Genomic DNA, 23,968 nt, shown 5'->3' on the forward strand with positions numbered 1-23,968 from the left:
CCTCCGCCGCCCTCAACGGAGCGCAGTACTGTCTCTGTGCATGGGCCTTGCCAAGGATGAACGCCAAGCGCTGAGCGACCTCTTCGAGCAGCTCGGCCCGGACGCCCCGACGCTGTGTGAGGGCTGGCAGACGCGGGATCTGGCCGCGCATTTGGTCGTGCGGGAGCACCGGCCGGACGCGATGCCCGGAATCGTGGTGCCCGCGCTCGCCGGGCACACGCAGAGGGTGCAGGACGGGGTGGCGGCGCGCCCGTGGGACGACCTGGTCGCCCAGGTGCGCCGCGGCCCGTCCCGCTTTTGGCCGACGTCCTTCGGCCCGGTGGACGAGGCGACGAACAGCGCCGAGTTCCTGGTGCACCACGAGGACGTCCGCCGGGCACAACCGGATTGGACCCCGCGCCCGGCAGACCCTTCCCGAGACGGAGCAGCGTGGCGGCTGGCGACGCGGACGGCGAAGCTGAACCTGCGCAAGTCGCCGGTCGGGGTGGTGCTGCGGACCCCGGATGGCCAGTCGGCGTCGGTGAAGTCCGGGGCTCCGGTGGTGACCGTGGTGGGCGCGCCGGTGGAGCTGCTGCTGTTCGTGTTCGGCCGGGACGCGGTGCAGGTGTCTTTTGAGGGTGACGAGGCCGCGGTGGCGCAGTTGAAGGGTGCTAAGCGCGGGCTGTAGATCAGGTCTGCGCGGCGCGAGCATGGCTACTAGCTAAGTCGTTCGCTGATGTCGCTCCATCGGGGCGAGCGGAGGCCCTCAGAAGTCGCGAGCAGAACACGGCCGAACAGTCACCGCGAACTTCTCTGCCCTCGAGGTACTGGATGCGATCGGACGTCGGCGCAGTTTCGTAGAGTTGCGATGGAGTTGAGCGGCCAGCGTGTTGATTTGCAGCACTTGCGTCAGTTTCACCTGCATCGAACATGCGTCAATGAGATACACGTCGTCAAGCGCGAGAGAACCGGTGGCGGTGTACTGGAACTCCCGAAACTTGACATTGGGCATATGTGCACCCGAGCGGCTCAACGGTCCCGCTGTGGTGGTTCCGAAAGACCGGGCCGTCCAGGAAAACCTGGACGGCCCGAACCCTCAACGCATTCCCAGCGCCCGCAAGGCGAAGTACACCTCGATCGACGTCTGCTTGATCGTCTCCGCGATCACCAGCGAGCCGTGCCCCGCGTCGTAGCGGTAGAACTCGTGGGGCGCGTCGCGTTTGGCGAGGCGCTCCAGGTAGTTCTCGATCTGCCGGATCGGGCAGCGGGGATCGTTGTCGCCGGCCAGGATCAGCACCGGAGCGGCTACCGCGTCCACGTACGTCAGCGGCGAGCACTCGCGATACACCGCGGGCACGTCCTCCGGGGAACCGCCGAACAGGGCGCGGTCGAACGAGCGCAGCTGTTCCATCTCGTCCTCGTACGCGGCCACGTAGTCGGCCACCGGCACGCCCGCGATCCCGGCCGCCCAGCGCGTCGGCTGGGTGCCCAGTGCCAGCAGGGTCAGGTAGCCGCCCCAGGAAGCGCCGTTCACGACGCACTTGTCCTTATCGGACAGTCCACTTTCGACAGCCCAGTCGTGGACCGCCGCGACGTCTTCCAGTTCGGTGAGACCCGGGCGGCCCTCGATGGCGTCCCGCCACGCCGAGCCGTAGCCGGTGGAGCCTCGGTAGTTCACCTCGACCACGGCGAATCCGGCGTCCAGCCAGGTCGCGCGGTAGGCGGAGAACCGGTCCTCGTCGGCCGCGTGCGGGCCGCCGTGCAGCGAGAACACCGTGGGCAGCGGGCCTTCCGGGGCGTTCTCGGGCCGGGAAACCAGTGCGTGGATCCGGCCGCCGACCCCTTCCACGAACGCGTCGGTGACCGGAGCCGAACCCGGCGCGCGCTCGCCCGGCGGCGTCAGCAGCACCGAATCCGTGCCGTCCGTCGCGCGGGCGCGGACCGCGGCGGGTTCCGCGGCGCTGGACCACGAGTACTCGATGGTCCCGTCCGGGCGCACGCCCGCGCCGCCGATCCGGCCAGCCGGAGTGTCCACAGCGGACAGTTCGCCGGTGTCGAGGTCGTAGCGGTACAACGAACTGCGGGCCTGGTGGAAGTGCACGACGAGCAAGGCGCGCGCGTCCGGGTACCAGTCCGCGGCGACCTCGCCGGGCAGATCGATCCGCAGTTCGGTTTCGGTGTCCGCCTGCACGTCCCAGATCAGCAGTTCCTCGCGGCCGCGGCGTTCGTGCAGGACCAGCAGGCGCTGGTCGCCCGGCAGCGGCGAGAACTCCAGTGCCTGCAAGCCTTTTCCTTCGCCGTCCCACTTCTCCGCGACGGTGCCGAACCCGTCGGTGGACAGCACGCGCAACGCCGGGTGCCGGGAATCGCCGTGCTCGGAATGGGAAATGGCGAGCAGGCTTTCGTCGCGCGACATGGACGCGATGCCCGCGTCGTCCGCGTGCTGATAAAACCGCGAGGTTTCGCCGTCGATTTTCGCGAACAGTGCGCTGCCGTCGTCGGTCGAAACGCCGGCCGCGATCACCCGATGGCCGATTTCCAGTCCGGCCGGGTATCCGTCGGGAATGTCGGGCAGTGCTGTGCGGGCGGCCGAGCTGTCGCCGTCGAACGGCTGGCTGCGCCAGGACCCGAACTCGTCGCCGTCGGTGTCGTCGAACCACCAGATGGCTGTTCCGTCGGGCGAGAGCGTGGCCTGCAGGGTGCCGTTGGGCCGGTTGGTGACGCGCCGGTGACTGTCGGTGGCCCGGTCCCACGCGTAAACCTCCCAGACGCCGCTGGCGTTGGAGACGTACACGTTGGCGTCAGGCGCGTCGCGGGCCCATTCGGGCACCGAGATGCGCGGCGCGTGGAACCGCGCCAGCCAGCGCTTTTCGGCTTCGGGGTCGTCGAACAGGCGGTCCGGGACCACCGCGGGCGGATTTTGGTTGCCTGACTGCGTGCTCACCCCTCGATCCTGCCACCTCTCACCCGTACTCTGTGCGGGGTGCTGGAGGGTTACGCGCCGGGCTATGCCGAAGACGCGCTGTCAATGATGAACACGCGCACAGCGAGTGACCGCGCCGCGTTCGCCCAACCGCTCTTCACGCCAGGCGCGAAAGTCCTGGATCTAGGCTGCGGCCAAGGCTCCATCACCGCCACCCTGGCCCCGTCCTGCCACGTCATCGGCGTAGACATCCACCACGCCCTGCTCCCCATGCCGTCCACAGTGGACTACATCAACGCAACCGCATACGCCCTCCCCCTAAAAACAGCCTCAATAGACGTCGTCTTCTCCCACGCCCTCTTCGAACACCTGACAAACCCCGCGGCAGCCCTGGCGGAAATCCGCAGAGTCCTCCGCCCAGGCGGCCACCTGGCAATCTCCACCTCGGACTGGAGCAGAGCGAAAATCCGTCCAAGAACCGCAAACGTAGACGCCGCCCTGCGCGGCCACTACCTGCTACGCCGCCACCACGGCGGCGACCCTTTCTCGGGCCGCACCATCGCCACAAAACTGGCCGCCGCGGGCTTCACGAACATCACAGAACGCACCCGCTACCGAGAAGACCTCTCGTACCGAGCCCTGGCGCTCTACGTAGAGTCCCGCCTGGCCGCCGCCCTGGCGAACCCCCAAACCAAAGACCAAGACCAACTAACCTCAGCAGCCCGCTCAGCCTGGTCCTGGACAAAGTCCGCAGCAATAGGCGACTTCCACCAATGCTGGCAAGAACTAACCGCAACCCACTAACAGCGCTACCCAACCGCAGCCGATGCACCTTCGGCCCCTAGACCCGCCCACCAACCGCAGCCGATGCACCTTCGGCCCCTAGACCCACCCACCAACCGCAGCCGATGCACCTTCGGGGGTCCAGGGGGCAACGCCCCCTGGCGGGGGCCTGGGGGTCCGACCCCCAGAGGAAACAACGAAGTGAGGGCCCCCCGTCTGCGCTTTTTGCAGACGAAGAGCCCTCACTCACCAGTCGGGGTGGCGGGATTTGAACCCACGACCTCCTCGACCCGAACGAGGCACGCTACCAAGCTGCGCCACACCCCGAGGTACTGCTTAGCGGGTCGGGAGTAAGTCTAGCGGACGGGTTTCGCGGCTTTGCGCGGGGCTGGTTTGCGGGGGTTCGCGGGCCCGGATCCGCGCGGGACCAGCGTTAACAGGCTGGCTTCCGGCGGGCAGGCGAAGCGGGCGGGGGCGTAGGGGGAGGTGCCGAGTCCGGCGGAGACGTGGAGCCACATGCGGGCTCCCCAGCGGGAGGCGCCGCGGGCGCGGCTGCGGTCGAGTTCGCAGTTGGTGATGATGGCGCCGTAGCCGGGAATGCGGAGTTGCCCGCCGTGGGTGTGGCCGGCGAGGACGAGGTCGTAGCCGTCGGTGGCGAAGGTGTCGAGGACGCGTGGTTCGGGGGAGTGGGTGACGCCGAGGCGGACGGCCGCGGTGGTGTCGGCGGGTCCGGCGATGTCGGAGTAGCGGTCGCGGTGGAGGTGGGGGTCGTCGACGCCGGCGGCGAAGACGGCGCGGCCGCCGACGTCGATGGTGCGGCGGACGTGGGTGAGGTCGACCCAGCCGTGTTCGACGAAGGCGGCGCGGAGGTCGCGCCAGGGGAGCTGGGTGCCGTGGATGCGCTTCTTTTTGCCGCGGGGCATGAGGTAGCGCGCGGGGTTTTTGGGTTTCGGCGCGTAGTAGTCGTTGCTGCCGAAGACGAACAGCCCGGGCCGGTCGAGCAGCGGCCCGAGCGCGCGGAGCACGGAGGGGACCGCGGTGCGGTGGGAGAGGTTGTCGCCGGTGTTGACGACGAGGTCGGGGTCGAGCTCGTCGAGCGCGGCGACCCAGCGCTGTTTGGCCTGGTGGCCGGGGAGCATGTGCAGGTCGGAGACGTGCAGGATGGTGAACGGCGGGGTGCCGGGCGCGAGGACGGGCAGTTCAGCGGTCCGCAGGGTGAAGCGGCGGCGTTCGATGCCGACGGCGTAACCGAGGGTGGCGGCCCCGAGGGCGATGGTCCCTGCGGCCAACCGCTTCGCGGGGCTTCCGGACGGACTGGCGTTACCGAGCGTGCTCACGTGTTCGAGGATACGTGTTCGGCCGGGTCGCCCGCTGTGGCCGGTGCCGGATGGCGTAAGGCGGAGGTCTCAGCGGGATTCTCTAGCTCGCACCGGGCGTCGTTGGGTTGGATTGGACCAGTCCGACGGGGACGCTGGCGGTGCTCTTTGTGCTGGCGGTGCTGAGCGCTCAAAGGGCGACGGGACAAGCGAAACGGGGCGGGAGATCGCGTCTCCCGGCCCGTTTTCACCGGTTTCAGCTCGTGTACGCCGGATCCTCCGGCGGCAGCGGGACGACCGGCTGGCCCTCCATGATGTTCTTCATCGCACCGAACCAGGTCTGGGCGGGTGTCTTGCCGCCGAACATGTTGCCCGTGCCGCACGTCGTCACGTTGCCGACGCCGTTGTAGCAAAGACCGCCGCTGCCGCCTTCCGGACGGAACACCATCGCCGCACCGGCCATCTGCGGTGTGCCTGCGACGAACGTCGCCGAGCCGTTGTTCTGCGTCGTACCCGTCTTGCCGACCAGCGGACGGTTCCAGCCGACCGCTCCGGCCGCGGCGGCGGACGTGCCGCCGGGCTGGTCGTCCTTGCTCATGCCGACCGCCATGGTGTTCGCGAGGCCTTCCGGCACGACCTGTTCGCACGCGGCTTCCTTGATCGGCACCGGTTTGCCGTCGCGGTCGGTCACCGCCGCCAGCGGGGTCGGCGGGCACCATTTGCCGCCGCTCAGGATGGTCGCGGCGACGTTCGCCAGTTCCAGTCCGCTTGTCGGGCTGAAGCCGAGGGTGAACGCACCCGTGCCGGGGTAGTTCGGCTTGGGGCCGTAGGCCTGTGCCTGGCTCTGGTTCTTGCCCGATTCGTTCGATTTCGGGTCGACGCGGCCGCCGCCGGGGTTGCTCGCCATGGTGTCGCGCATGCCGAGCTTGATCGCCATGTCGATGCCGGGACCGGTGCTGCCGAGCTTGTCCTCCAGCGCCACGAACGCGGTGTTCGGCGAGGTCGCCAGCGCGCTCTGCAACGTCGAGGACTCGGGGTAGTTGTTGCCCGCGTTGCCCACGCAATACCAGCGAGAGTTCAGCGGCGGACCGGTCGGCGGGCAGTGGTTGCCACCACCGGTGAAGACGTGCGACGTGTAGCTGCTGCCGACCGGGATGTTGCTGTAGATCCCGGCGATGTGCTGGTTCAGCGCCGCCGCGGTGGTGAAGATCTTGTAGCTCGACCCCGCGCCGCCGGTGTTGTAGACGCCGGAGGGCAACGCGAAGATCGTCTGGCCCTGATCGGGATCCAATCCGTAGTCCCGGTTCGCCGCGAGCGCCACCACTTCGTGCCGGTCCTTGCCCGGCCGGATCAGCGAAAGCGTGTTCGCGACGTTTTTCTGGGTTTTGCTCACCTGGGTTTCGGCCGAGACCTTCGCCTCGTGGTTGGCCTTCTCGTCCAGCGTGGTCTTGATCGTGTAGCCGCCGGTGTACAGCTGGTCCTTCGTCATTCCGGACTTGAGCAGATAGTCCTCGACGTACTGGCAGAAGAAGCCGTTCTCCGGACCCGCGCCGGTGCAGTTCGACGCGGGCTTCTGCGGGGTGTCCGGCACGACGCCGAGCGGTTCGGCCTTGAACTTGTCCGCGTCCGCCTTCGCCAGTTTCTGGTTGCTGACCATCCGGTCGAGCACCAGGTTGCGCCGCTTCGTGGCCTTGTCCGGGTGGTTCCACGGGTCGAGGACGATCGGGTTGTTCACGATGCCGGCGAGCAGCGCCGCCTGCGGCACGGTCAGGTTTTCCGGGGTGGTGTTGAAGTAGGCGTGCGCGGCCGCTCCGACCCCGTAGATCTGCCGGGAGAACTCGACGATGTTGAGGTAGCCGGCGAGGATCTGGTCCTTCGAGAGCTTCGTCTCGAGATTGATCGCGATCCGGGCTTCCTTGAGCTTGCGCGACAGCGACTGCTCCTGCGCCTTCGCCTGCCCGTTCTTGTCCTTCCGGTAGACCACGTTGATCAGGTAGTTCTTCACGTACTGCTGCGTGATCGTCGAGGCGCCCTGCGTGTCCCCGCCCGCGGTGTTGGAGACGGCGGCGCGCAGCGTCCGGCCCCAGTTCACCCCGTGGTGCTCGTAGAACGCCTTGTCCTCGGCCGACAGCAGCGCCCACTTCAGCGCCGGGTTGATCTGGTCCGGGCGGACCGGGATCCGGTACTGGTCGTACAGCGTCGCGATCGGCTTGCCGCCGGAGTCGGTGACAGTCGTCACCAGCGGCGGCGGGATGTCGGCGAGGTCGGAAGACGTCTTGTCGACCGTCTCGCTCGCCTGGTTGGACACGACCCCCGCGGCGCCCACCACCGGGAAGAGGATCCCGGCGACCAGCACCCCTGCCAGCAGGCACAGGCCGAGGAGCTTGAAAAGACCATCCGTTTTGCGCACGAAAGCCAGGGTACTGAAGGCCCGTGTCGCCTTCGTGACCTCACGCCCGCGCGCCCCTAAACGCGATCATTAACGGGACCCCGTGACGTGACCTCAGGTAACGGAATGCATGCTAGGTCTCGACGGAGGGAACCGAGGGACCCTACAGTCCGTCAACGTCTCACGTAGATGCCGACAGACGGAGCAGCCCGGGTGGGAGCCTGGCTGGTCCGGACAGCGGCAGCGGCACCGGGGAGGTGCCGTCACCGACGTGCGGCGCAGTGGGAAACGCTCGCGGGGGTGGGAGCGGGAGCTTCGCCTTCGCTGGTGCCATACACCAGATGAGGGAGCTGGGGGTATGCAAACCAATCAGGTTGGCTGGCGAGTCGATGCCTCGTGCCGGGACGCTGATCCCGACGGGTTGTTCGTGCGAGGCGCCGAACAGAACCGGGCGAAAGCCGTGTGCATGGGGTGTCCGGTCCGCACCGAATGCCTCGCCGAGGCACTCGACGGCCGGATCAATTTCGGGGTCTGGGGCGGGATGACGGAACGGGAGCGGCGCGCCCTGCTGCGCCGTCGTCCGGACGTGACCAGCTGGACTGACCTGCTCGAAGCGGCCAAGCGGGACGCGCTGGCCGCCGCGGCGGGCTGAGTCTTCTCGTGAGCGGCGATGCCGGTGAGAACCGGCATCGCCGCTCACGACGTCAGCTTCGCTCCGATGTCGCGCAGGCCTTCGAGGTCGTGCACGTCGCCGGCGAGCGCGGGCACCCGGGTCAGCGGCACTTCCGGATGCGCGCGGGTGAAGCGCGCCAGCAGGCGGTTTTCCCGTTCGGCGAGCGCGACGCGGTCCGCGTGCAGCCGCAGCACGGCCTCGGCGAGCGGTGCGTTCTGTACCGACTCGGCGGCGGTCAGCGCTTCGGTCGCGGACAGCGGTGCGAGCACCGGGTGCGTGCGGTTGGCGACCAAACCGGCCAGCGGCATCGACTCTCCGGCCAGCCGCTCCACGAAGTAGGACGCCTCGCGCAGCGCGTCCGGCTCCGGCGCGGCCACCACCAGGAACGACGTGCCGGACGACCGCAGCAGCTCGGCGGTCTTGCGCGCGCGTTCGCGGAAGCCGCCGAACATGCTGTCGAAGGCCTGCATGAACGCGGACGCGTCGGCGAGCAGCTGGCCGCCGATGATCGTCGAGACGGCCTTCGCGAACATCGAGAACCCGGCGCTGACCACCTTGCGCAGGCCCCAGCCGCCGGCTTTGGCCGGGCCGGTGAGCAACCGGATCATCCGGCCGTCGAGCGCGGTGGACAGCCGGGTCGGCGCGTCCAGGAAGTCGAGCGCGGACCGGCTCGGCGGCGTGTCGACGATGATCAGGTCCCATTCGTCGGTCGCCGCGAGCTGGCCCAGCTTCTCCATCGCCATGTACTCCTGCGTGCCGGAGAACGACGTGGAAATGGTCTGGTAGAAGGGGTTCTGTAGCAGCTGCTCGGCCCGCTCGGGGCCGGCGTGCACGCGCACCATGTCGTCGAACGTGCGGCGCATGTCGAGCATCATCGCCCAGAGTTCGCCCTTGGGCTCGAAGCCCTCGACCCGCACCTGCTTCGGGTGGTTGCCCAGTTCGCGCAGCCCGAGCGCCTGCGCGAGCCGGCGCGCCGGGTCGATCGTGAGCACCACGGTCTGCCTGCCGCGCTCGGCGGCGCGTAGCGCGAGCGCCGCGGCGGTGGTGGTCTTGCCGACGCCGCCGGAACCGCAGCACACGATCACGCGGCTGGCCGGGTCGTCGAGGAGGGCGTCCACGTCGAGCTTCGAGTCGGCGGGCATCAGCGCACCCCCTGTTCCTGCAGCGTTTCGGCGAGTTCGTAGAGCGCGGCGACGTCGACGCCGTCGGTGAGGTCCGGCAGCTCCAGCGTCGGCAGATCGGCCTCGGCGAGCTGTTCGCGGGCCCGCTGTTCGGCGGCGACGCGGACGGCGTGCTCCACGGTTTCCTCCACCAGCGCGTCCAGCGTCGCCTCCGGCAGGTTCAGCCCGGCCGAGGCGAGGCCGGAGCGCACCCGGTCGGCGTCCACCCGGCCGTCGGCGGCCGCGGTCACCGAACGCGCGGGCAGCCGCGGCGGGCGGACCCGGTTCACCAGCACCGCGCCCGGACGCAGATCGGCTCCGTCCAGCTCGGCGACCGCCTCGACGGTCTCGCGCACCGGCATCTCCTCCAGCAGCGTGGTGAGGTGCACGGCGGTCTCGCCGGAATGCAGCAGCCGGACGACGCCGTCGGCCTGGCCGCGGATCGGGCCGGTCTTGGCGAGATCGGTGAGGGCCTTGGTGACGTCGAGGAACTTCACCACGCGCCCGGTCGGCGGCGCGTCGACCACGACCGCGTCGTAGGTGTGCCGGCCGTCGGATTCCGTGCGCCCGACGCATTCCTTGATCTTCCCGGTGAGCAGGACGTCGCGAAGGCCCGGCGCGAGCGTGGTGGCGAACTCGATCGCCCCCATCCGGCGCAGCGTCCGCCCGGCGAACCCGAGGTTGTAGAACATCTCGAAGTATTCGAGCAGCGCCGCTTCGACGTCGATGTGCAGCGCGCGCAGTTCGCCGCCGCCGGGGACCGACGCGATCCGCTGTTCCGCGTACGGCAGCGGTTCGGTGTCGAAGAGCTGTGCGATGCCCTGGCGGCCCTCGACCTCGATCAAGAGCACCCGGCGGCCGCCCGCGGCGAGCGCGAGACCCAGCGCCGCGGCGAGCGTGGTCTTGCCGGTTCCGCCCTTGCCGGTGACGAAATGCAGCCGGGCCCTGGCGAGCTCGTCGGTCCAGCCGGCGGAGGGTGTGGTCACGTCATCCACACTAAACCGGTGCTCAGCTGGCCAGCATCATGACGCTGACCGCAGCGGCGACCGCCGCGACGACGATCCAGGTCACCACGGGCGGCAGCACGGTCAGCGTGAGCACTGCCACCACGATCAGCGCGGTGAGGGTGACCGCGCCGGAGATCGCCACCTGGGCCGAATCGTTCACCCGGTCCCGCGTCTTGGCCATCACGGCCAGCACGAGCGGCACCCCGGCCACGGCGAGCAGCACGGTCGCGACGATCCGCCAGGTCTCCACGTGCCCACGCTAGCGATCTCGTGAGTGGCGAACGCGGTTCTTACCGTGATCGCCGCGCACGAGACCTACGATCGGATGTGACCTGACCCACACTCACCCGGCTCAGCGAGCCTGTCCCCTGGACGGGTGACGGGCTTTCGGCGGCGGCGGTCCGGAGGGGCCTTGCCCGCTTGGTTACGCTCCCGAGTCATGAGTGCGACCAAATGGGAGTACGCCACCGTCCCGCTGCTGATCCACGCGACGAAGCAGATTCTCGACCAGTGGGGCGAGGACGGCTGGGAACTGGTGACCGTGCTGCCCAACCCGAGCGGCGAACAGCACGTCGCGTACCTGAAGCGGCCGAAGAGCTGAGGGGGCGGCGTTGACCTGGAGCGACCGGCTCGCCGAGCTCGGCATCGAACTGCCCGGAGTCGCCGCACCGCTGGCCGCGTACGTGCCGGCCGTGCGCACCGGCTCGCACGTCTACACCTCCGGCCAGCTGCCCTTCGTCGACGGCACGCTCGCCGCGACCGGCAAGGTCGGCGGCGAGATCAGCCCGGAGGAAGCCAAGGGCCACGCCCGCACCGCGACGCTGAACGCGCTGGCCGCGGTGCACGCCCTCGTCGGCATCGACTCTGTTGTCCGGATTGTCAAGGTGGTCGGTTTCGTCGCCTCCGCGGAGGGCTTCACCGGCCAGCCCGCGGTCGTGAACGGGGCCTCCGAGCTGCTCGGCGAGATCTTCGGCGACGCCGGGGTGCACGCCCGGTCGGCCGTCGGCGTCGCGGAGCTGCCGATCGCGTCGCCGGTGGAGGTCGAACTGATCGTGGAGGTGAAGTGATGGACCCCGACATCGAGCAATCCCTGCACGAACTGCTGCTGCGGCTCGCCGGCCGCCTGCCCGACCAGCTGCTGTGGCGGTTCCGCGACTGGCTCGGCGAGGGCGCGATGGGGACGCTCGCGCGGACGCTGCCGAGGTCTTTGCTCAAGCACAGGATCGATTTGGACCAGGCGGAGTACCGCCTGCTCGTGGCCGGTCTGATCCCGCACGGCGCCGACTGGCACCAGGTGAGTTCCACCCTGGGGGTAGACGACGTCACCGAGACCCGGTACACATTCACGCAGAGTGCGCCCGAATGGGTGAACTCCGTCGACTCTGTGTCCGTCTTGCTCCACGCGACGTTGCGTGGACGCGCGGATGTGGGGGAAGTACGGCAGAGCTGGCGGCGCCTCGGTGCGGCCAGTGAGAGCGGGGCGAAGCGAGTCCTGCTGGTGACGGCGACCGCGGGACAGCCCCGGCTCACCGGTGAACTGCAGCGGGTGCTGCGGGTCATGGGGGACGAGGAACCCAGCGTCGAGGTCATCCCGCCGCGCTTCGACCTTCCCGGGTACCACCGGGCCGCGCTCGCCGAGTCCGAGCTGGTCTGCGTAGGCGCCGCGGGCGCCGGTCATCGACTTGTCGCCGCTTAACGCTCGTTGCCGCCAGGCGAGCTGGGAGGAGCAGAGCCATGGTGGAGGTTCACGACGGCCCGATGGACGGGTTCTCGGTGCCCCTGCGCCTGCATAACTTGTTGCTGGCCCTGGCGGGCCGCATCGACGACAGCGCGCTCACCGAAGCGCGGGAGCTGATCGCCCGGGCCCACATCGACGAGGCGGTGGAACTCACCACCGGCACGTTGATCGCGGGCCGGATCCCGGTGAGCGAGGCCGAACAGCGCGAACTGGCGCTGGTGCTCGAGATGAGCCGCTCGGACGCGACGCTCGCCAACGACCTGCTGGTCACCGACCACGAGCCGATGCACACGCACCGGTTCACCGGCGACAACCAGCCCGAGTTCGGCCTCGCCGAGGCGCTCGACCGCACCCTGCAGGTGCTGCCCGACGTGCGTTCGGTGCACGCGGTGTGGCGCAACACCCCGGCGGGCAGCGTGCCGGGCGCGCTGCCGCAGCGGGTCGTGCTGGTCGAGCTGGGTCCGGAGGGCAATCCGCCCGCGGTCGCGTTCCGCGTCGACACCGCGCTGCGCCGGGCGGGCATCCGCTCGGTCGTCGAGGTGAGCGGCCCGGGAATCCCGCAGTCGGATTACCACCAGGCCGCGGGTGCCGTCGCCAGCCCGGTGTGGGTCACCGGCAGCACGCATTCGGCCCCGGACTACCGGCCGGAACCGACCCCGCAGCGCAGCGCTCCGGCGCCCGCTTCGGCCCCGGTTCCGGAACCGGTCTCGGAAGCGCCGAGCCGGCACGGGCACCGGCAGCCCGAACCGGAAGCGGCCGCCGCGCCCGAACCGGTCGTGCCGGTCGCGCCCGTGGTGCCGATCGTGCAGGCCGTGCCCGCACAGCCGGTCTCGATGCCGGAGCCGGCGGCCGAGCCCGCCGCCGCGGAACGGCCGCGAACAGCTGGGTCGGAGACGCGTGCCGAGCGCACGTCGGACCTGACGCCGTCCGAGGTGGCGCAGCTGCGGCGCGCGCTGGCCGAGGACCCGGAGAAGGGCCGCGAGATCGCCGCGGGCAAACCGAGCATGCACGAGGTGGTCGAGCTGCCCGCGCTGGATCTGGACGATCCGAGCCTGTCCGAACGCGACCGTGCCCTGCTGCGCGAGCTGCACGAGGAACTGGCCGAGCGCGAGCGTGCCGAGGCCGCCCGGTTGCGGCTCAACGGCGCGTCCCGTTCCGGCGGGGACCAGCACTGGTCCTGAGGTCTTTCGGGGTTGCTGAGAAGGGTCCTTCGCGCTTCGTCGCGAGGGGCCCTTTTCGCGCTTCGGGCCTGCCGCGAGGTGACACAAGTAATCCGCGACGCGTACGGATTGCGAGGTATGTTGCCCGGGTGGAACGGCCGCGTGAATTCGTTTTCGACATCCCCGCCCGTCCCGGCATCGCGATCCGGGACAACGCGGATGGCCCGCCGGCGACCCCGAAGGACGCCGCCACGGTGATCCTGCTGCGGGACACCTCCGACGGCGTGGAGGTCTTCCTCCAGCACCGGGTCATGGGCATGGCGTTCGCCGGCGGGATGACTGTGTTTCCTGGCGGCGGCGTGGATCCGCGCGACGCCGATGCTTCGGTGGCGTGGGCCGGGCCGCCGCCGTCGTGGTGGGCCGAGCAGTTCGCCTGCGACGAAAGCCTCGCCCGCGCGCTCGTGTGCGCGGCGGTGCGGGAGACGTTCGAGGAGTCCGGCGTGCTGCTGGCCGGGACCGAGGACACGGTGGTCGCCGACGTCGCGCCGTACCACGAAGCGCGGAAAGCCTTGGAATCCCGGGAAATCTCGCTCGCCGGCTTCCTCGCCGACGCCGGGCTCACCTTGCGCGCGGACCTGCTGCACCCGTACGCGCACTGGGTCACGCCGCCGCAGGAACAGCGTCGGTACGACACCCGTTTCTTCGTCGCGAAACTGCCGGAAGGCCAGCGCGCGGACGGCGCGACCTCCGAAGCGGCCGCCGCCGGGTGGCAGCGGCCCGCCGAGGCGGTCGCGGACGCCCGCGAAGGCCGTCGCACGCTGATGCCGCCGACCTGGCTGACCCTCGTCGAACTCGCCGAGTTTTCCAGGGCCGACGCGGTGCTCGCCGAGCCGCGCGAGATCGTGAAGACTGTGCCGACCCTGGTCCGCGACGGCGAGACCATCCGCGTCGTCCTCGATACTTCGGAGTCCTGAGTGACCGCTCCCGCTTATGGCGTGCTGCGCCGTGTTTCCGAGACCGCGTCAGTGCTGTTGGAGAACAACCCGTCGACGATGACGTTGGAGGGCACCAACACCTGGGTGCTGCGCGGTAAGGACGCCGCTGCAACCGTGGTCGTAGATCCCGGGTACCACGACCTGGAACACCTGGAAAAACTCGCCGAGACCGGTCCGGTCGAGCTGATCCTGCTGACGCACCACCATCCGGACCACGCCGAGGGCGCGCCGTGGCTCGCCTCGAAAACGGGTGCTCCGGTACGGGCCTTCGACGCCTCCCTCTGCATCGACGCCCCACCTTTCGCCGACGGCGACTCCTTCACCGCGGGCGGCCTGGACTTCCGCGTCCTGCACACCCCCGGCCACACCGACGATTCGGTCTCGCTGCTGGTCGGCGGCCAGATCCTGACCGGAGACACGATCCTCGGCCGAGGCACGACGGTCCTGCACGACCTGGGCGATTACCTGCGCTCGCTGCGCAAGCTGATCGCGCTTCCGGAAGGAACTCCCGGCCTCCCCGGCCACGGCCCGGAACTGCCGGACCTGCCCGCGACCGCACGGGAGTATTTGGCCCACCGGGAACAGCGCCTGGATCAGGTGCGTTCCGCCTTGCGAACGCTCGGCGAAGACGCGACGCCGCGGCAAGTGGTCGAGGTCGTCTACGCGGACGTCGACCGCGCGCTGTGGGCACCGGCCGAGGCGAGCGTGCGCGCACAACTGGACTACCTACGGGCTTCATCGGAGGACGGACAATGAGCGACGTCGAGGTCGAGTTCTACTGGCGCCCCGGCTGCGGTTTCTGCTCGGCCCTGCGCCGGCCGCTGCTGGAAAGCGGCCTGCCGGTCCGGGAAATCAACATCTGGGAGGAACCGGGCGCGGCCGAACGAGTCCGCGAGGTAGCGAACGGCAACGAAACGGTGCCGACGGTGATCGTCGGGTCGACCGCGCTGGTGAACCCGACGTTCGACGAGGTCAAAGCCGCGGTGGCCGCCGAGACGGCTGCCTGAGGGCGGTTCCCGGACGTTCCTCCGGGGCTCGTTTCTGCGGGCTTGGCCGTCTGGGCTTGGTCGTCCGGGCCTTGCTGCGGGCGCACCGCACCGGCTCCCGGTGAATCCGCAGGCGCGAGGTCGGCGGGTAGCTCGCCGCCGCATGCAGCCGTCCCGGCCGCAGCCCGAACCGTCGCGACCCGAGAACGCGGTTACCGAGGCAGCATCGGCATCAGGTAGTACCTCAAGCTCACCTCCCGTCCCTCCGTATCCGCCGGAGTCAGGACGCACGCTCGCAGTCCGGGCTGGATTGCCAGGCGTATTCGTTCTCCGGAGAACGGGGCGAGTGCGTCCAAGAGGTACCGGGCCTGGAAGGACGGCGACGTCCGGCCTTCGCAAACGTTTGCCTTCAGGAGTTCCTCTGCCTCGCCGGTGTCTTGCCGCGCGCTGGCGAGGCGGAGGTGGGCGTCGCCGACTTCCAGGGTCAGGACTCGGCGGTCCTCGGAGTAGACGCCGACTCGGCGGATGGCTGCGGCCAACTCGTCGGCGCCTACCTCGACTTCCGTGTCGATCGCGTCGGACGGGATCGAGTCCGCGGACAGGAAACCCGCGTCAAGCACCGCCGTCGTGACGGTGCCGCCGGGCCAGCTCAGCGCGAAGTGACCGTGGTCGGCGTGGAGTCCCATCAGACCGGTGCCGTGGCGGGCGGCTTCGGTCAGCAAAGCGGCTGGGACTAGGACGTCGATGGGCTCGCGAACCTCTCGCAGCGGCAAGCGGGCCACGGCCATTCGGTAGCGGTCGGATGCCGTCAGGCACAGTTCGCCGCCCATCGACTGCACGCGCACGCCGGTGAATACCGGGAGCGGATCGTCCTTCGCGGCAGTGCCGGCGACGGTGCGCAGGGCCTCGCCGAGTGCTGTTCCGTCCACTTTGGACCGCAGCGGTGGCGGTGCTGGCTCGGGGAGCAGATCCCGGTCCAGCAGGGGCAGGGCGAAGCGGGCATGGTCCGTGCGGATCGCGAGCCGGGTTCCTTCGACGGCCAGCCGGACCTGGTCGACATCCAGCATCCGGACCGTTTCGGCGAACGGCGCGGCTGGCACTACGACCTCGCCGTCCACATGCGTGGTCGCCGGGCAGGACAGCTGGACGGCCAGGTCGCGGTCGTTGCCGGACACGACTAATCCGGTTGCGCTCGCTCGCAAACGCAAGCGGGCTTGCCTCGACAGGAGCCGGGCGGCGGCGGTGACGACCGCTGCCAGCGGCCGCACGAAGGAGGTGAGATCCATGCCACGCAAAGTAGCGGCGACCACCGACAAAAACCGCGGCCAAGACCGTTGAGCTGCGAAAACGCCTCACCGCGGGAGCACGGACAGTGCTGACCGCGAGCGAAGAGACGGCTAGTTCGCCGCCCCGACCAATTCGCCATCCACCGAAGGCGAAGCCGCCCGCACAGTCCCCCGCAGCAGCCACACCACCACGGCCAGCGCGACCCCGGCCACCCCGGCGGCCAGGAACGCCGCGGCGGTCCCAGAGTGTTCGACCAGGTAGCCGCTCACCGACTGGCCGGCCGCCAGTCCCAGCGTCACCGCCGTGAGGACCCAGCCGAACGCCTCGGCCGCGGTGCCGCGCGGGGCGACGACCTCGATGGCTGCCGAATGGGTGGTCGACTGCGGGGTGATCATCGCCCCGGCCAGCAGCATCAGCAGCGCCAGCGCCCACAGGCTCGACGGAAGCGCAAGCAGGGCAACAAGAGCACCGAAACCGCCCAGCAGGACCGGCAGGCGCAGGCCCAGCCGGCGCGGCCACGGGTGCAGGCTGTAGGCCACGCCGAACGCCACCGAACTCAGCGACCACGCGGAGAGCAGCAAACCGCTGAGCGAAGGGTGGCCGGATTCGGTCGCGGCGGCGGGCACGGCGACCTCCACGAAGCCGATCACCACGCCGAAACCGAGCGCGGCCACCGCGAGCGTCCGCATCCCGGGGCTGGCCAGCGCGCCGAGCAGCGGCGTCTTGGCCTTCGGGGCTGGACCCCACGCGCGCACGGTCGGGTTCAGCGCGAACAGCACCGCACCGGTGACCATGGTGATCGAGCCGGCGACCATGCCGGTGCCCGCCCACGGCGCGGTGATCAGCAGGCCCGCGATGCCGGGGCCGAGGATGAAGAAGACCTCCATGCTGATCGCCTCGTACGACAGCGCGGCGTTGCGCGCCGGTCCTTCCGGCAGGATTTTCGTCCACAGCGCCCGCGACGCGGAGCCCACCATCGGCTCCGCGAGCCCGGTCGCGGCGGCCAGCGGGATCAGCACGAACGTGGGCAGATGCGCCTCGATCGCGATCGCGAGCGACGCCATCGACAGCGCGAACACCGCGGCGACGACCAGCAGCGGACGGCTCGGCCCGAACCGGTCGATCAGCCTGCCCTGCACGACCGCGCCCACCGAGACCCCGGCGAGCGAACTCGCCGAGACCAGCCCGGCCGCGGCGAACGAGCCGGTTTCGCGCTGCACGTACAGCAGCGCGGAAATGCCGATCATCGCGATCGGGAGCCGGGCGAGGATCGACGCGATCACCGGGCCGCGCGAGCCGGGGGCGGTCAGCGCGGCACGGTAGTCGGCGAGCGTGGTGCGGCCTTCGGAGTGGGCAGACTGGGACACGCGTACTAGTATGGCGAAATTGGTACGGAGGTACCAGTAATTTTCCGGTCATCTTGGTCACGCCCGATCGGGTCGGCCAGTACGCTCGCGCGATGCGGCTGATGTTCTCCTCCGGAGCCGGATACAGCCATCTCGCGCCGATGCTTCCGCTCGCCCGGGCAGCACGCGAAGCCGGGGACGAAGTCGCGTTCGTGACCGGCCCGGAAGCCATGCGGTATCTGGAAAACACCGGCCTGCACGCGGTGTCGGTCGGGCAGCCGAGCGACCCGGCCGCCGCGGCTTCGACGTGGCAGCGGGCTCGCGAAGAAATGGCCGGGATGACCGCGGACGAGCGGCTCTCCCACCTGGTCGCGGAGTACCTGGTCGGCCTCGGCGCGGCCGCACGGCTCGACGGCATGGTCGAGTTCGTCCGCGACTGGCGGCCGGACCTCGTCATCGCCAACCTCGCCGAACGCGCCGCCGTGATGGCCGCGGGCCTGGCCGGCGTGCCGTACGCGATGCACGCGATCGGTCCGCCGAAGGCCGCCGCGACCATGGAACGGGCCTGGGAAGTCGCGAACGGCCTGGTTCGCGAGCGTGGCCTCGAAGAGTTGCCGCCCCGCGACGCAGTGCCCTACCTGGACTTCTGGCCGGAGGAATTGCGCCCGGCTGACGTCGCCTGGGAGTACCCGACGCGCTGGCCGCTCCAGCCCGCTGGCGTGATGCCGACGCCCGGCCCGCGTCCGGCGGTGCTCGACGGCCTGCCGTATGACCGGACCGTCTACGTCACCCTCGGCACCACCCACAACGCGCGGCCCGGAGTGCTGGAAAGCATGGTCGCCGCGCTGCGCGACGAGCCGGTGAACGTGGTGGCGACGATCGGCCGGGACGGCGACCTCAGCCGGTTCGGCGAGCAACCCGGCCACGTGCGGATCGAGCAGTTCGTGCCGCAGACGCAGCTGCTGCCCGCGGTCGACGCGGTGGTCTGTCACGGCGGTTCGGCTACCGTTCTCGGCGCGCTCGCGCACGGGGTGCCGCTCGTGGTTTTGCCGTTGGCGACTGATCATTTCGAAGTCGCCGCGCAGATTCAGGCCGCGGAAGCCGGAATCGCGGTCGAGTCGGCCGACGAAATTCTCGCCGCGGTCCAGACGGTGCTCACCGACCGGACCTACCGGGCGTCCGCGGAGTCCCTCGCCGCCGGGATCGCCGAGCAGCCCGGCCCGGCGGCGGTGGCGGCGCGGTTGCGTGACTTAGAGGTCTCGATCCGATAACACCAGCTGGATTCTTCGTGAACTCGTGCAACGAAGACGCGGTCTTGGCGTCCTTGAGGGTGAAAGGCCTTGAATTCGTGAGTTTTGGCCGTGATGGTTGAACGACAGCCCGCTTGCGGGCTGGACAGCACTGCAGCACCCAGCTCCCTCCGGCATATGGGTCGGGGCCTGGTCCGGAGGGCGGGGGGAGCGCGGGTCGTCGGGGGATGATCCGCGCGCAGGCGAGGAGCCGGTGCGCCACGTCGGGGGTGGCGCCCGGCTCCTTGTCATTTTCCGGGCCGGACCGCCCGGTTCCGGCGGCGACACGGGGTCCGCGAGGAATGCCGCTCTTGTGGGGGACGCACGCACGAAGGCCACCCCCAGCAGGAGGTGGCCTTCGAAAAACCCGTGCGGATTAACCCACTCGGGGGAAGATCAGCGGGCGCGGCGAGCGAGCCGCTCCGGGTCCAGGATCAGCACGCTCTTGCCCTCGAGCCGCAGCCAGCCGCGGTGGGCGAAGTCGGCGAGCGCCTTGTTGACGGTCTCGCGGGACGCGCCGACGTACTGGGCGATCTCTTCCTGCGTCAGGTCGTGGGTGACCCGCAGCAGGCCCGCCTCCTGGCTGCCGAAGCGCTGCGCCAGCTGCAGCAGCGCACGGGCGACGCGGCCCGGAACGTCGGTGAAGATCAGCTCCGCGACCATGTTGTTCGTGCGGCGCAGGCGGCGCGCGACGACGCGCAGCAGCTGCTCGGCGATCTCCGGGCGGGTGGCGATCCACTGCCGCAGCGCCGGGCGGTCCATGGTGACCGCGCGGACCTCGGTGACCGTCGTGGCGCCGGACGTGCGCGGGCCGGGGTCGAAGATGGACAGTTCGCCGAACATGTCGGACGGACCGGCGATCCACAGCAGGTTCTCGCGGCCGTCCGGGGACTTGCGGCCGATCTTCACCTTGCCGGACTGGATGATGTACAGCCGGTCGCCCGGCTCGCCCTCGTTGAAGATGACATGGCCGCGGGGGAACTCCACGGATTCCAAGGTCTGGGCCAGCGCCTCCGCCGCTGCCGGCTCCACACCCTGGAAAATGCCCGCACGGGCCAGGGTTTCGTCCACCTCGGGTGCCTCCTCGTCGAGAAACGATCACTTCCTTCGCAGGTCGAAGGCAGTGTCGCCGATCACTTTCGCGTCAGTCTAGGGCGTGTCGGGCGGATCGCTCGTCGGCTCGCCGCGCCCGGCGCGGCTGCCTGGAACGATCACGTCCGACTGAGCAGCCTAACTCCGCACCTTGCGCGCGCGTAGTCTGGCCGCCCGTCCGCCGAGCCGGCGGAGCCGGAAGAGCTCGAGCGCGCGGCCGATCCCGTGCCCGTACAGCGCCCTGACCTCGTTGGGCTGGGCCTGCTCCAGGAATTCCTCGACCTCGTTCTCCTGCACCGCGACGTGCTTGAGCCGGCTTTCGACCCGCTCCATGAACAACGCGAAGAACATGATCACCAGCGGGACCAAGATCACGAACCACACGGTCATGCCACAGCTCCGCTGTTTTCGGTGACGCACTCGGTCATGGATCTCCAGATCCTCGCTCAGGGCGGACGCGCGGCCCGCAGAGGTGGTGCTCTGGCGGTTCGGCCGTCCACCGGCGGATGCTCCCGACCGGCTCGTCCGACTCGCCCGTAGGCTATCGGGGTGCCCCCTGTTGTCCCGAACGGGCCCCGCGCGGACCGCGAAGAAAGCCGGCTCGCCCTCGTGAGACGCGCCCGGCGGATGAAACGTTGCCTCGACGAGGTTTATCCGGACGCGAAGGCCGAGCTGGACTTCACGAATCCGCTGGAACTGCTGGTCGCGGTGGTGTTGTCGGCGCAGACGACGGACGTGCGGGTGAACCTGGTCACGCCCGCGTTGTTCGCGAAGTACCGCACCGCCGCCGATTACGCCGGAGCCGACCGCGCCGAACTCGAGGAATACCTGCGCACGACCGGGTTTTTCCGGGCGAAGGCGAATTCGCTGATGGGTCTCGGCGCGGCGCTCGTGGAGCGCTACGGCGGCGAGGTGCCGAAGAAACTGGACGACCTCGTCACGCTGCCCGGCGTCGGCCGCAAGACCGCGAATGTCGTGCTCGGCAACGCTTTCGGCGTGCCGGGAATCACAGTGGACACTCACTTCGGCAGGCTCGTGCGGCGCTGGGGCTGGACCGCGGAAGAGGATCCGGTCAAGGTCGAGCACGCGGTCGGCGAACTGATCCCGCGGAAAGAGTGGACGATGCTGTCCCACCGCGTGATTTTCCACGGCCGCCGCGTGTGCCACGCCCGGAAACCGGCCTGCGGCGCGTGCCCGCTGCGCAAGGACTGCCCGTCGTTCGGCGCCGGGCCCACGGAGTTCGAAGCGGCCGCGAAGCTGGTCAAGGGTCCGGAGAAGGACCACATTCTCGAGCTGGCGGCGCGCGGGTGACCGCGGTCACCAAATGGGCGCTCGGGGTCGCGGTGCTGGCGGTGGCCGCGTTGGTCGCGGTCCTGACGCTGCGCGGCGGCGACGCGAAGTCCGCGCCGCCCGCGTCCGGCGACCTCGCGGCCGCGCGGGCGGCGGCGAAGCTCCAGGCCTGCCCGCCCGCCGCGGCGAAGGAGGTCGGCCAGCTGTCCGGGATCGAGGCGGACTGCCTCGGCGACGGGTCCCGGGTGGACGTCGGCAAGGTCCTCGGCGGCGGTCCGGTGCTGGTCAACGTGTGGGCTTCGTGGTGCCAGCCGTGCCGTACCGAACTGCCGGTGCTGCAGCGGTACGCGGCTGAGCCGGGCGCGGTGCGCGTGGTCGGCGTGCAGGTCGCGAGCCCGGCCTCGGACGGGCTCGGCCTGTTCGAACGGCTCGGCGTGCACCTGCCGTCGCTCTACGACGGCGACGGCCAGACCGGCCCGATCCGCACCGCGCTCAAGGCGCCCTCGTCGCTGCCCGCGTCGTACCTGGTCACCGCGGACGGCCAGGTCCGGTTCATCGCGAACCCGCGGCTGTTCGACAACACTGACCAGGTGCGCGCTGCTGTGAAGGACTACTCATGACCACCGGACCGCTCGTCGAACCCGAAGCCGTGCCGGAATGGCTGCGGCCGCTGGTGAAGGTGTCCGGAGAGGTCGACAGCCGCACGTTCACCCGGTTCAGCCCGCCGGACGACCTGCTCACCCGCGCCGCCGCGGTGCTCATCCTGTTCGGCGAACGGCCTGGTGGCGCCGGTCCGGACGTCCTGCTGCAGCGGCGGGCGGACACGCTCGGCTCGCACGCCGGGCAGGTCTCGTTCCCCGGCGGCGGCGCGGAGGACGGCGACGACGGGCCGGTCGGCACCGCGCTGCGCGAAGCGGAGGAGGAGACCGGCGTCGACCCGTCGGGGATCCTGCCGGTCGCGGTGCTGCCGGAGCTGTTCGTGCCGGTGTCGCGGTTCGCGGTCACGCCGGTGCTGGCGCACTGGCACACCCCGTCGCCGGTGCGCGCGGTCGATCCGGCCGAGACGGCGGCGGTCGCGCGGGTGGCGCTGGCCGACCTCGCGGACCCGGCGAACCGGTTCACCGTGCGCCGCGGCGACGCGTCCTGGCGGGGTCCCGCGTTCACCGTCGACGGCCTGTTCGTCTGGGGCTTCACCGCTGGTCTGCTGTCCGTGCTGCTCTCCCTCGGCGGCTGGGAACGGGAGTGGGACACCGGCGATGTACGCGAGCTTGACGTAGCGTGGGCCGAACATCAGGGCCGGTTGGCGGCCCGGGACGGCACTATCGAGGAGTGACGGCGCGGTGAACTGGGTCGATGTCGTCGTCCTGCTGCTCGCGGTCATGGCGGCGGTTTCCGGCGCGTTCCAGGGCGTGATCGTCGCGCTGCCCGCGCTCGTGGGCGTAGCGCTGGGCGCGGTGGCCGGGGTGAAACTGGCCCCGTTCGTGATCAGCCTCTTCGACAGCCCGGTCGCGAAGGTCGCGTTCGCGTTCGCGGTGGTGGTGTTCCTGATCGTGCTGGGCGAGACGCTCGGCGTGTGGGTCGGGCGGAAGCTGCGGCAGAAGATCAATCCGGACAAGCTTTCCGGCATCGACAAGACGCTCGGCGCGATTTTGCAGGCGGCCGCGGTGTTCGTGGTCGCTTGGCTGGTCGCTAATCCATTGACGACGGTGTCGGCGATTCCCGGGCTGGCCAAGTCGATCAACTCGTCGGTGGTGTTGGGCGAGGTCAACGACCTGATGCCGGCTGAGGCGCAGGGGCTTCCCAGTGATTTGCGGAAGTTGCTTGACGCGTCTGGGTTTCCGTCTGCGTTGTCGCCGTTTGAGAAGGCGCCTTCGGCGGATACGCCGCCGCCGGATACTTCGCTCAATGTGTCCGCGGTGGCTAAGCGGGTGCATCCCAGCGTGGTGAAGATTCGGGGGAACGCGCCTTCTTGTTCTCGGGCGCTTGAGGGCAGTGGGTTTGTGGTCGCGCCGCAGCGGGTGATGACTAACGCGCATGTGGTGGCGGGGACCGAGGAGGTCGGGATCGAGTCGACCTCCGGGGATTATCGGGCTCGGGTTGTTTATTTCAATCCGGAGGTCGATGTGGCGGTGCTTGCCGTGCCCGGGTTGCGGGCGCCGGTGTTGCCGTTCGCGCCGACGACTGCGAAGGCTGGGGATAACGCGGTGGTGCTGGGGTATCCGTTGGATGGGCCTTATACGGCTACTCCGGCTCGGGTTCGGGGGCGGATCAATCTTCGCGGGCCGGATATTTACGACGCTCGTACTGTGCAGCGGGATGTTTTCACTGTACGGGGGACGGTGCGGAGCGGGAATTCTGGGGGGCCGATGATTACTCCTGATGGGGAGGTCATCGGGGTGGTTTTTGGGGCTGCGGTTGAGGATCCGGAGACTGGGTTTACGTTGACTGCGGATCAGGTTCGGGGTGAGGTTGAGGCTGCTCCCTCGCAGAGTGAGCGGGTGGGGACTGGGGCTTGTGCTAATTGAGGGTCCGGCTCGTCGCCCTGGCGGGCGACA

General features: G+C 69.8%; 25 protein-coding genes and 1 tRNA gene. 15 read left to right on the forward strand and 11 right to left on the reverse strand.

Going from position 1 to position 23,968, the window contains the following annotated elements; translation table 11 throughout:
- Positions 1-40 precede the first annotated feature (40 nt).
- On the forward strand, positions 41-667 hold the full coding sequence (locus F9C12_RS26190; RefSeq protein ID WP_409462141.1) for a TIGR03085 family metal-binding protein: 627 nt from the start codon (positions 41-43) through the stop codon (positions 665-667).
- Positions 668-1,075: 408 nt separating this feature from the next.
- Here the strand turns inward: F9C12_RS26190 and F9C12_RS26195 are convergent, their stop codons facing one another.
- The gene (locus F9C12_RS26195; protein WP_409462142.1) at positions 1,076-2,923 is read right to left on the reverse strand and encodes a prolyl oligopeptidase family serine peptidase; all 1,848 of its coding nucleotides are present in this window, start codon (positions 2,921-2,923) and stop codon (positions 1,076-1,078) included.
- Positions 2,924-2,962: 39 nt separating this feature from the next.
- On the opposite strand from F9C12_RS26195, the gene F9C12_RS26200 reads away from it, so the two are divergent.
- Entirely contained in the window at positions 2,963-3,706 is a 744-nt protein-coding gene (locus F9C12_RS26200; protein ID WP_409462143.1) for a methyltransferase domain-containing protein, read from the forward strand.
- Between the two features lie 232 nt (positions 3,707-3,938).
- On the opposite strand, the gene F9C12_RS26205 is transcribed toward F9C12_RS26200, so the two are convergent.
- The 3 genes from F9C12_RS26205 to F9C12_RS26215 form a co-directional block, all read right to left on the reverse strand.
- Positions 3,939-4,012, reverse strand: a tRNA-Pro gene (locus F9C12_RS26205).
- Between the two features lie 29 nt (positions 4,013-4,041).
- The gene (locus F9C12_RS26210) at positions 4,042-5,022 is read right to left on the reverse strand and encodes a metallophosphoesterase (RefSeq protein ID WP_409184466.1); all 981 of its coding nucleotides are present in this window, start codon (positions 5,020-5,022) and stop codon (positions 4,042-4,044) included.
- Positions 5,023-5,257: 235 nt separating this feature from the next.
- Positions 5,258-7,411 (reverse strand): transglycosylase domain-containing protein, encoded by a 2,154-nt coding sequence (locus tag F9C12_RS26215; protein ID WP_409462144.1) that lies wholly within the window; start codon positions 7,409-7,411, stop codon positions 5,258-5,260.
- 337 nt (positions 7,412-7,748) lie between these two features.
- Between F9C12_RS26215 and F9C12_RS26220 the strand changes: the two genes are divergently transcribed.
- Positions 7,749-8,042 (forward strand): WhiB family transcriptional regulator, encoded by a 294-nt coding sequence (locus tag F9C12_RS26220; RefSeq protein WP_020664154.1) that lies wholly within the window; start codon positions 7,749-7,751, stop codon positions 8,040-8,042.
- Between the two features lie 44 nt (positions 8,043-8,086).
- Here F9C12_RS26220 and F9C12_RS26225 read toward each other — a convergent pair whose 3' ends face one another.
- The 3 genes from F9C12_RS26225 to F9C12_RS26235 are packed head-to-tail and all read right to left on the reverse strand — an operon-like array spanning position 8,087 to position 10,480.
- A complete protein-coding gene (locus tag F9C12_RS26225) occupies positions 8,087-9,205 on the reverse strand; it encodes an ArsA family ATPase (protein ID WP_409184468.1) in 1,119 nt (372 codons plus the stop codon).
- Positions 9,205-10,209 (reverse strand): ArsA-related P-loop ATPase, encoded by a 1,005-nt coding sequence (locus F9C12_RS26230; RefSeq protein WP_409184469.1) that lies wholly within the window; start codon positions 10,207-10,209, stop codon positions 9,205-9,207. The genes F9C12_RS26225 and F9C12_RS26230 overlap by 1 nt, the downstream gene beginning before the upstream one ends.
- A 22-nt stretch (positions 10,210-10,231) precedes the next feature.
- Positions 10,232-10,480 carry a hypothetical protein gene (locus F9C12_RS26235; RefSeq protein ID WP_409462145.1) on the reverse strand — a complete coding sequence of 83 codons (249 nt, stop codon included), beginning with the start codon at positions 10,478-10,480 and terminating at the stop codon, positions 10,232-10,234.
- 189 nt (positions 10,481-10,669) lie between these two features.
- On the opposite strand from F9C12_RS26235, the gene F9C12_RS26240 reads away from it, so the two are divergent.
- The 7 genes from F9C12_RS26240 to F9C12_RS26270 all read left to right on the forward strand — a co-directional run bounded on the left by F9C12_RS26240 (position 10,670) and on the right by F9C12_RS26270 (position 15,130).
- Entirely contained in the window at positions 10,670-10,831 is a 162-nt protein-coding gene (locus F9C12_RS26240; protein WP_020664158.1) for a DUF4177 domain-containing protein, read from the forward strand.
- Between the two features lie 10 nt (positions 10,832-10,841).
- Entirely contained in the window at positions 10,842-11,297 is a 456-nt protein-coding gene (locus F9C12_RS26245; protein WP_409462146.1) for a RidA family protein, read from the forward strand.
- Entirely contained in the window at positions 11,297-11,926 is a 630-nt protein-coding gene (locus F9C12_RS26250) for a hypothetical protein (protein ID WP_409184472.1), read from the forward strand. Before F9C12_RS26245 ends, F9C12_RS26250 begins: the two co-directional genes overlap by 1 nt.
- A 38-nt stretch (positions 11,927-11,964) precedes the next feature.
- Positions 11,965-13,149, forward strand: a complete 1,185-nt coding sequence (locus F9C12_RS26255; RefSeq protein WP_409184473.1) for a hypothetical protein — start codon at positions 11,965-11,967, stop codon at positions 13,147-13,149.
- Positions 13,150-13,277: 128 nt separating this feature from the next.
- Positions 13,278-14,102, forward strand: a complete 825-nt coding sequence (locus F9C12_RS26260; RefSeq protein WP_409184474.1) for an NUDIX hydrolase — start codon at positions 13,278-13,280, stop codon at positions 14,100-14,102.
- Positions 14,103-14,879, forward strand: coding sequence for an MBL fold metallo-hydrolase (locus F9C12_RS26265; RefSeq protein ID WP_409184475.1), 777 nt, complete (start codon positions 14,103-14,105; stop codon positions 14,877-14,879). It abuts the gene before it with no gap.
- Complete coding sequence (locus F9C12_RS26270) at positions 14,876-15,130, forward strand: glutaredoxin domain-containing protein (protein WP_037716041.1); 255 nt, start codon at positions 14,876-14,878, stop codon at positions 15,128-15,130. Before F9C12_RS26265 ends, F9C12_RS26270 begins: the two co-directional genes overlap by 4 nt.
- A gap of 191 nt (positions 15,131-15,321) precedes the next feature.
- Here F9C12_RS26270 and dnaN read toward each other — a convergent pair whose 3' ends face one another.
- Together dnaN and F9C12_RS26280 are read right to left on the reverse strand one after the other, a co-directional pair.
- Entirely contained in the window at positions 15,322-16,395 is a 1,074-nt protein-coding gene (gene dnaN, locus F9C12_RS26275; RefSeq protein WP_409462147.1) for a DNA polymerase III subunit beta, read from the reverse strand.
- A gap of 111 nt (positions 16,396-16,506) precedes the next feature.
- Positions 16,507-17,763 (reverse strand): MFS transporter, encoded by a 1,257-nt coding sequence (locus F9C12_RS26280; protein ID WP_409184478.1) that lies wholly within the window; start codon positions 17,761-17,763, stop codon positions 16,507-16,509.
- 92 nt (positions 17,764-17,855) lie between these two features.
- Between F9C12_RS26280 and F9C12_RS26285 the strand changes: the two genes are divergently transcribed.
- Positions 17,856-19,013, forward strand: a complete 1,158-nt coding sequence (locus tag F9C12_RS26285) for a glycosyltransferase (protein WP_409462148.1) — start codon at positions 17,856-17,858, stop codon at positions 19,011-19,013.
- A gap of 414 nt (positions 19,014-19,427) precedes the next feature.
- Here F9C12_RS26285 and F9C12_RS26290 read toward each other — a convergent pair whose 3' ends face one another.
- The gene (locus F9C12_RS26290) at positions 19,428-20,102 is read right to left on the reverse strand and encodes a Crp/Fnr family transcriptional regulator (RefSeq protein ID WP_009084463.1); all 675 of its coding nucleotides are present in this window, start codon (positions 20,100-20,102) and stop codon (positions 19,428-19,430) included.
- A gap of 159 nt (positions 20,103-20,261) precedes the next feature.
- Positions 20,262-20,513, reverse strand: coding sequence for a hypothetical protein (locus F9C12_RS26295; RefSeq protein ID WP_037369289.1), 252 nt, complete (start codon positions 20,511-20,513; stop codon positions 20,262-20,264).
- A 237-nt stretch (positions 20,514-20,750) separates the two neighbouring features.
- Here F9C12_RS26295 and nth point away from each other — a divergent pair, with 237 nt between their 5' ends.
- From nth to F9C12_RS26315, 4 genes are read left to right on the forward strand one after another with little or no spacing between them, the layout of a single operon-like run.
- A complete protein-coding gene (gene nth / locus F9C12_RS26300) occupies positions 20,751-21,434 on the forward strand; it encodes an endonuclease III (RefSeq protein ID WP_409467075.1) in 684 nt (227 codons plus the stop codon).
- On the forward strand, positions 21,431-22,033 hold the full coding sequence (locus tag F9C12_RS26305; protein ID WP_409462149.1) for a TlpA family protein disulfide reductase: 603 nt from the start codon (positions 21,431-21,433) through the stop codon (positions 22,031-22,033). Before nth ends, F9C12_RS26305 begins: the two co-directional genes overlap by 4 nt.
- On the forward strand, positions 22,030-22,746 hold the full coding sequence (locus F9C12_RS26310) for an NUDIX hydrolase (RefSeq protein WP_409184481.1): 717 nt from the start codon (positions 22,030-22,032) through the stop codon (positions 22,744-22,746). Before F9C12_RS26305 ends, F9C12_RS26310 begins: the two co-directional genes overlap by 4 nt.
- A gap of 7 nt (positions 22,747-22,753) precedes the next feature.
- Positions 22,754-23,938, forward strand: a complete 1,185-nt coding sequence (locus F9C12_RS26315; protein WP_409462150.1) for a MarP family serine protease — start codon at positions 22,754-22,756, stop codon at positions 23,936-23,938.
- The last annotated feature ends 30 nt before the right edge of the window (positions 23,939-23,968 follow it).

Source organism: Amycolatopsis sp. GA6-003, assembly GCF_046267895.1.
In the GTDB taxonomy this organism is placed as follows: domain Bacteria; phylum Actinomycetota; class Actinomycetes; order Mycobacteriales; family Pseudonocardiaceae; genus Amycolatopsis.

Bases quoted from the DNA above. Each gene is read 5' to 3' on its own strand.
- F9C12_RS26190 (WP_409462141.1), top strand. From the start codon at position 41: ATGGGCCTTGCCAAGGATGAACGCCAAGCGCTGAGCGACCTCTTCGAG.
- F9C12_RS26220 (WP_020664154.1), top strand. From the start codon at position 7,749: ATGCAAACCAATCAGGTTGGCTGGCGAGTCGATGCCTCGTGCCGGGAC.
- F9C12_RS26225 (WP_409184468.1), bottom strand. From the start codon at position 9,205: ATGCCCGCCGACTCGAAGCTCGACGTGGACGCCCTCCTCGACGACCCG.
- F9C12_RS26240 (WP_020664158.1), top strand. From the start codon at position 10,670: ATGAGTGCGACCAAATGGGAGTACGCCACCGTCCCGCTGCTGATCCAC.
- F9C12_RS26250 (WP_409184472.1), top strand. From the start codon at position 11,297: ATGGACCCCGACATCGAGCAATCCCTGCACGAACTGCTGCTGCGGCTC.
- F9C12_RS26255 (WP_409184473.1), top strand. From the start codon at position 11,965: ATGGTGGAGGTTCACGACGGCCCGATGGACGGGTTCTCGGTGCCCCTG.
- F9C12_RS26270 (WP_037716041.1), top strand. From the start codon at position 14,876: ATGAGCGACGTCGAGGTCGAGTTCTACTGGCGCCCCGGCTGCGGTTTC.
- dnaN (WP_409462147.1), bottom strand. From the start codon at position 16,395: ATGGATCTCACCTCCTTCGTGCGGCCGCTGGCAGCGGTCGTCACCGCC.
- F9C12_RS26285 (WP_409462148.1), top strand. From the start codon at position 17,856: ATGCGGCTGATGTTCTCCTCCGGAGCCGGATACAGCCATCTCGCGCCG.
- F9C12_RS26295 (WP_037369289.1), bottom strand. From the start codon at position 20,513: ATGACCGTGTGGTTCGTGATCTTGGTCCCGCTGGTGATCATGTTCTTC.
- nth (WP_409467075.1), top strand. From the start codon at position 20,751: ATGAAACGTTGCCTCGACGAGGTTTATCCGGACGCGAAGGCCGAGCTG.
- F9C12_RS26310 (WP_409184481.1), top strand. From the start codon at position 22,030: ATGACCACCGGACCGCTCGTCGAACCCGAAGCCGTGCCGGAATGGCTG.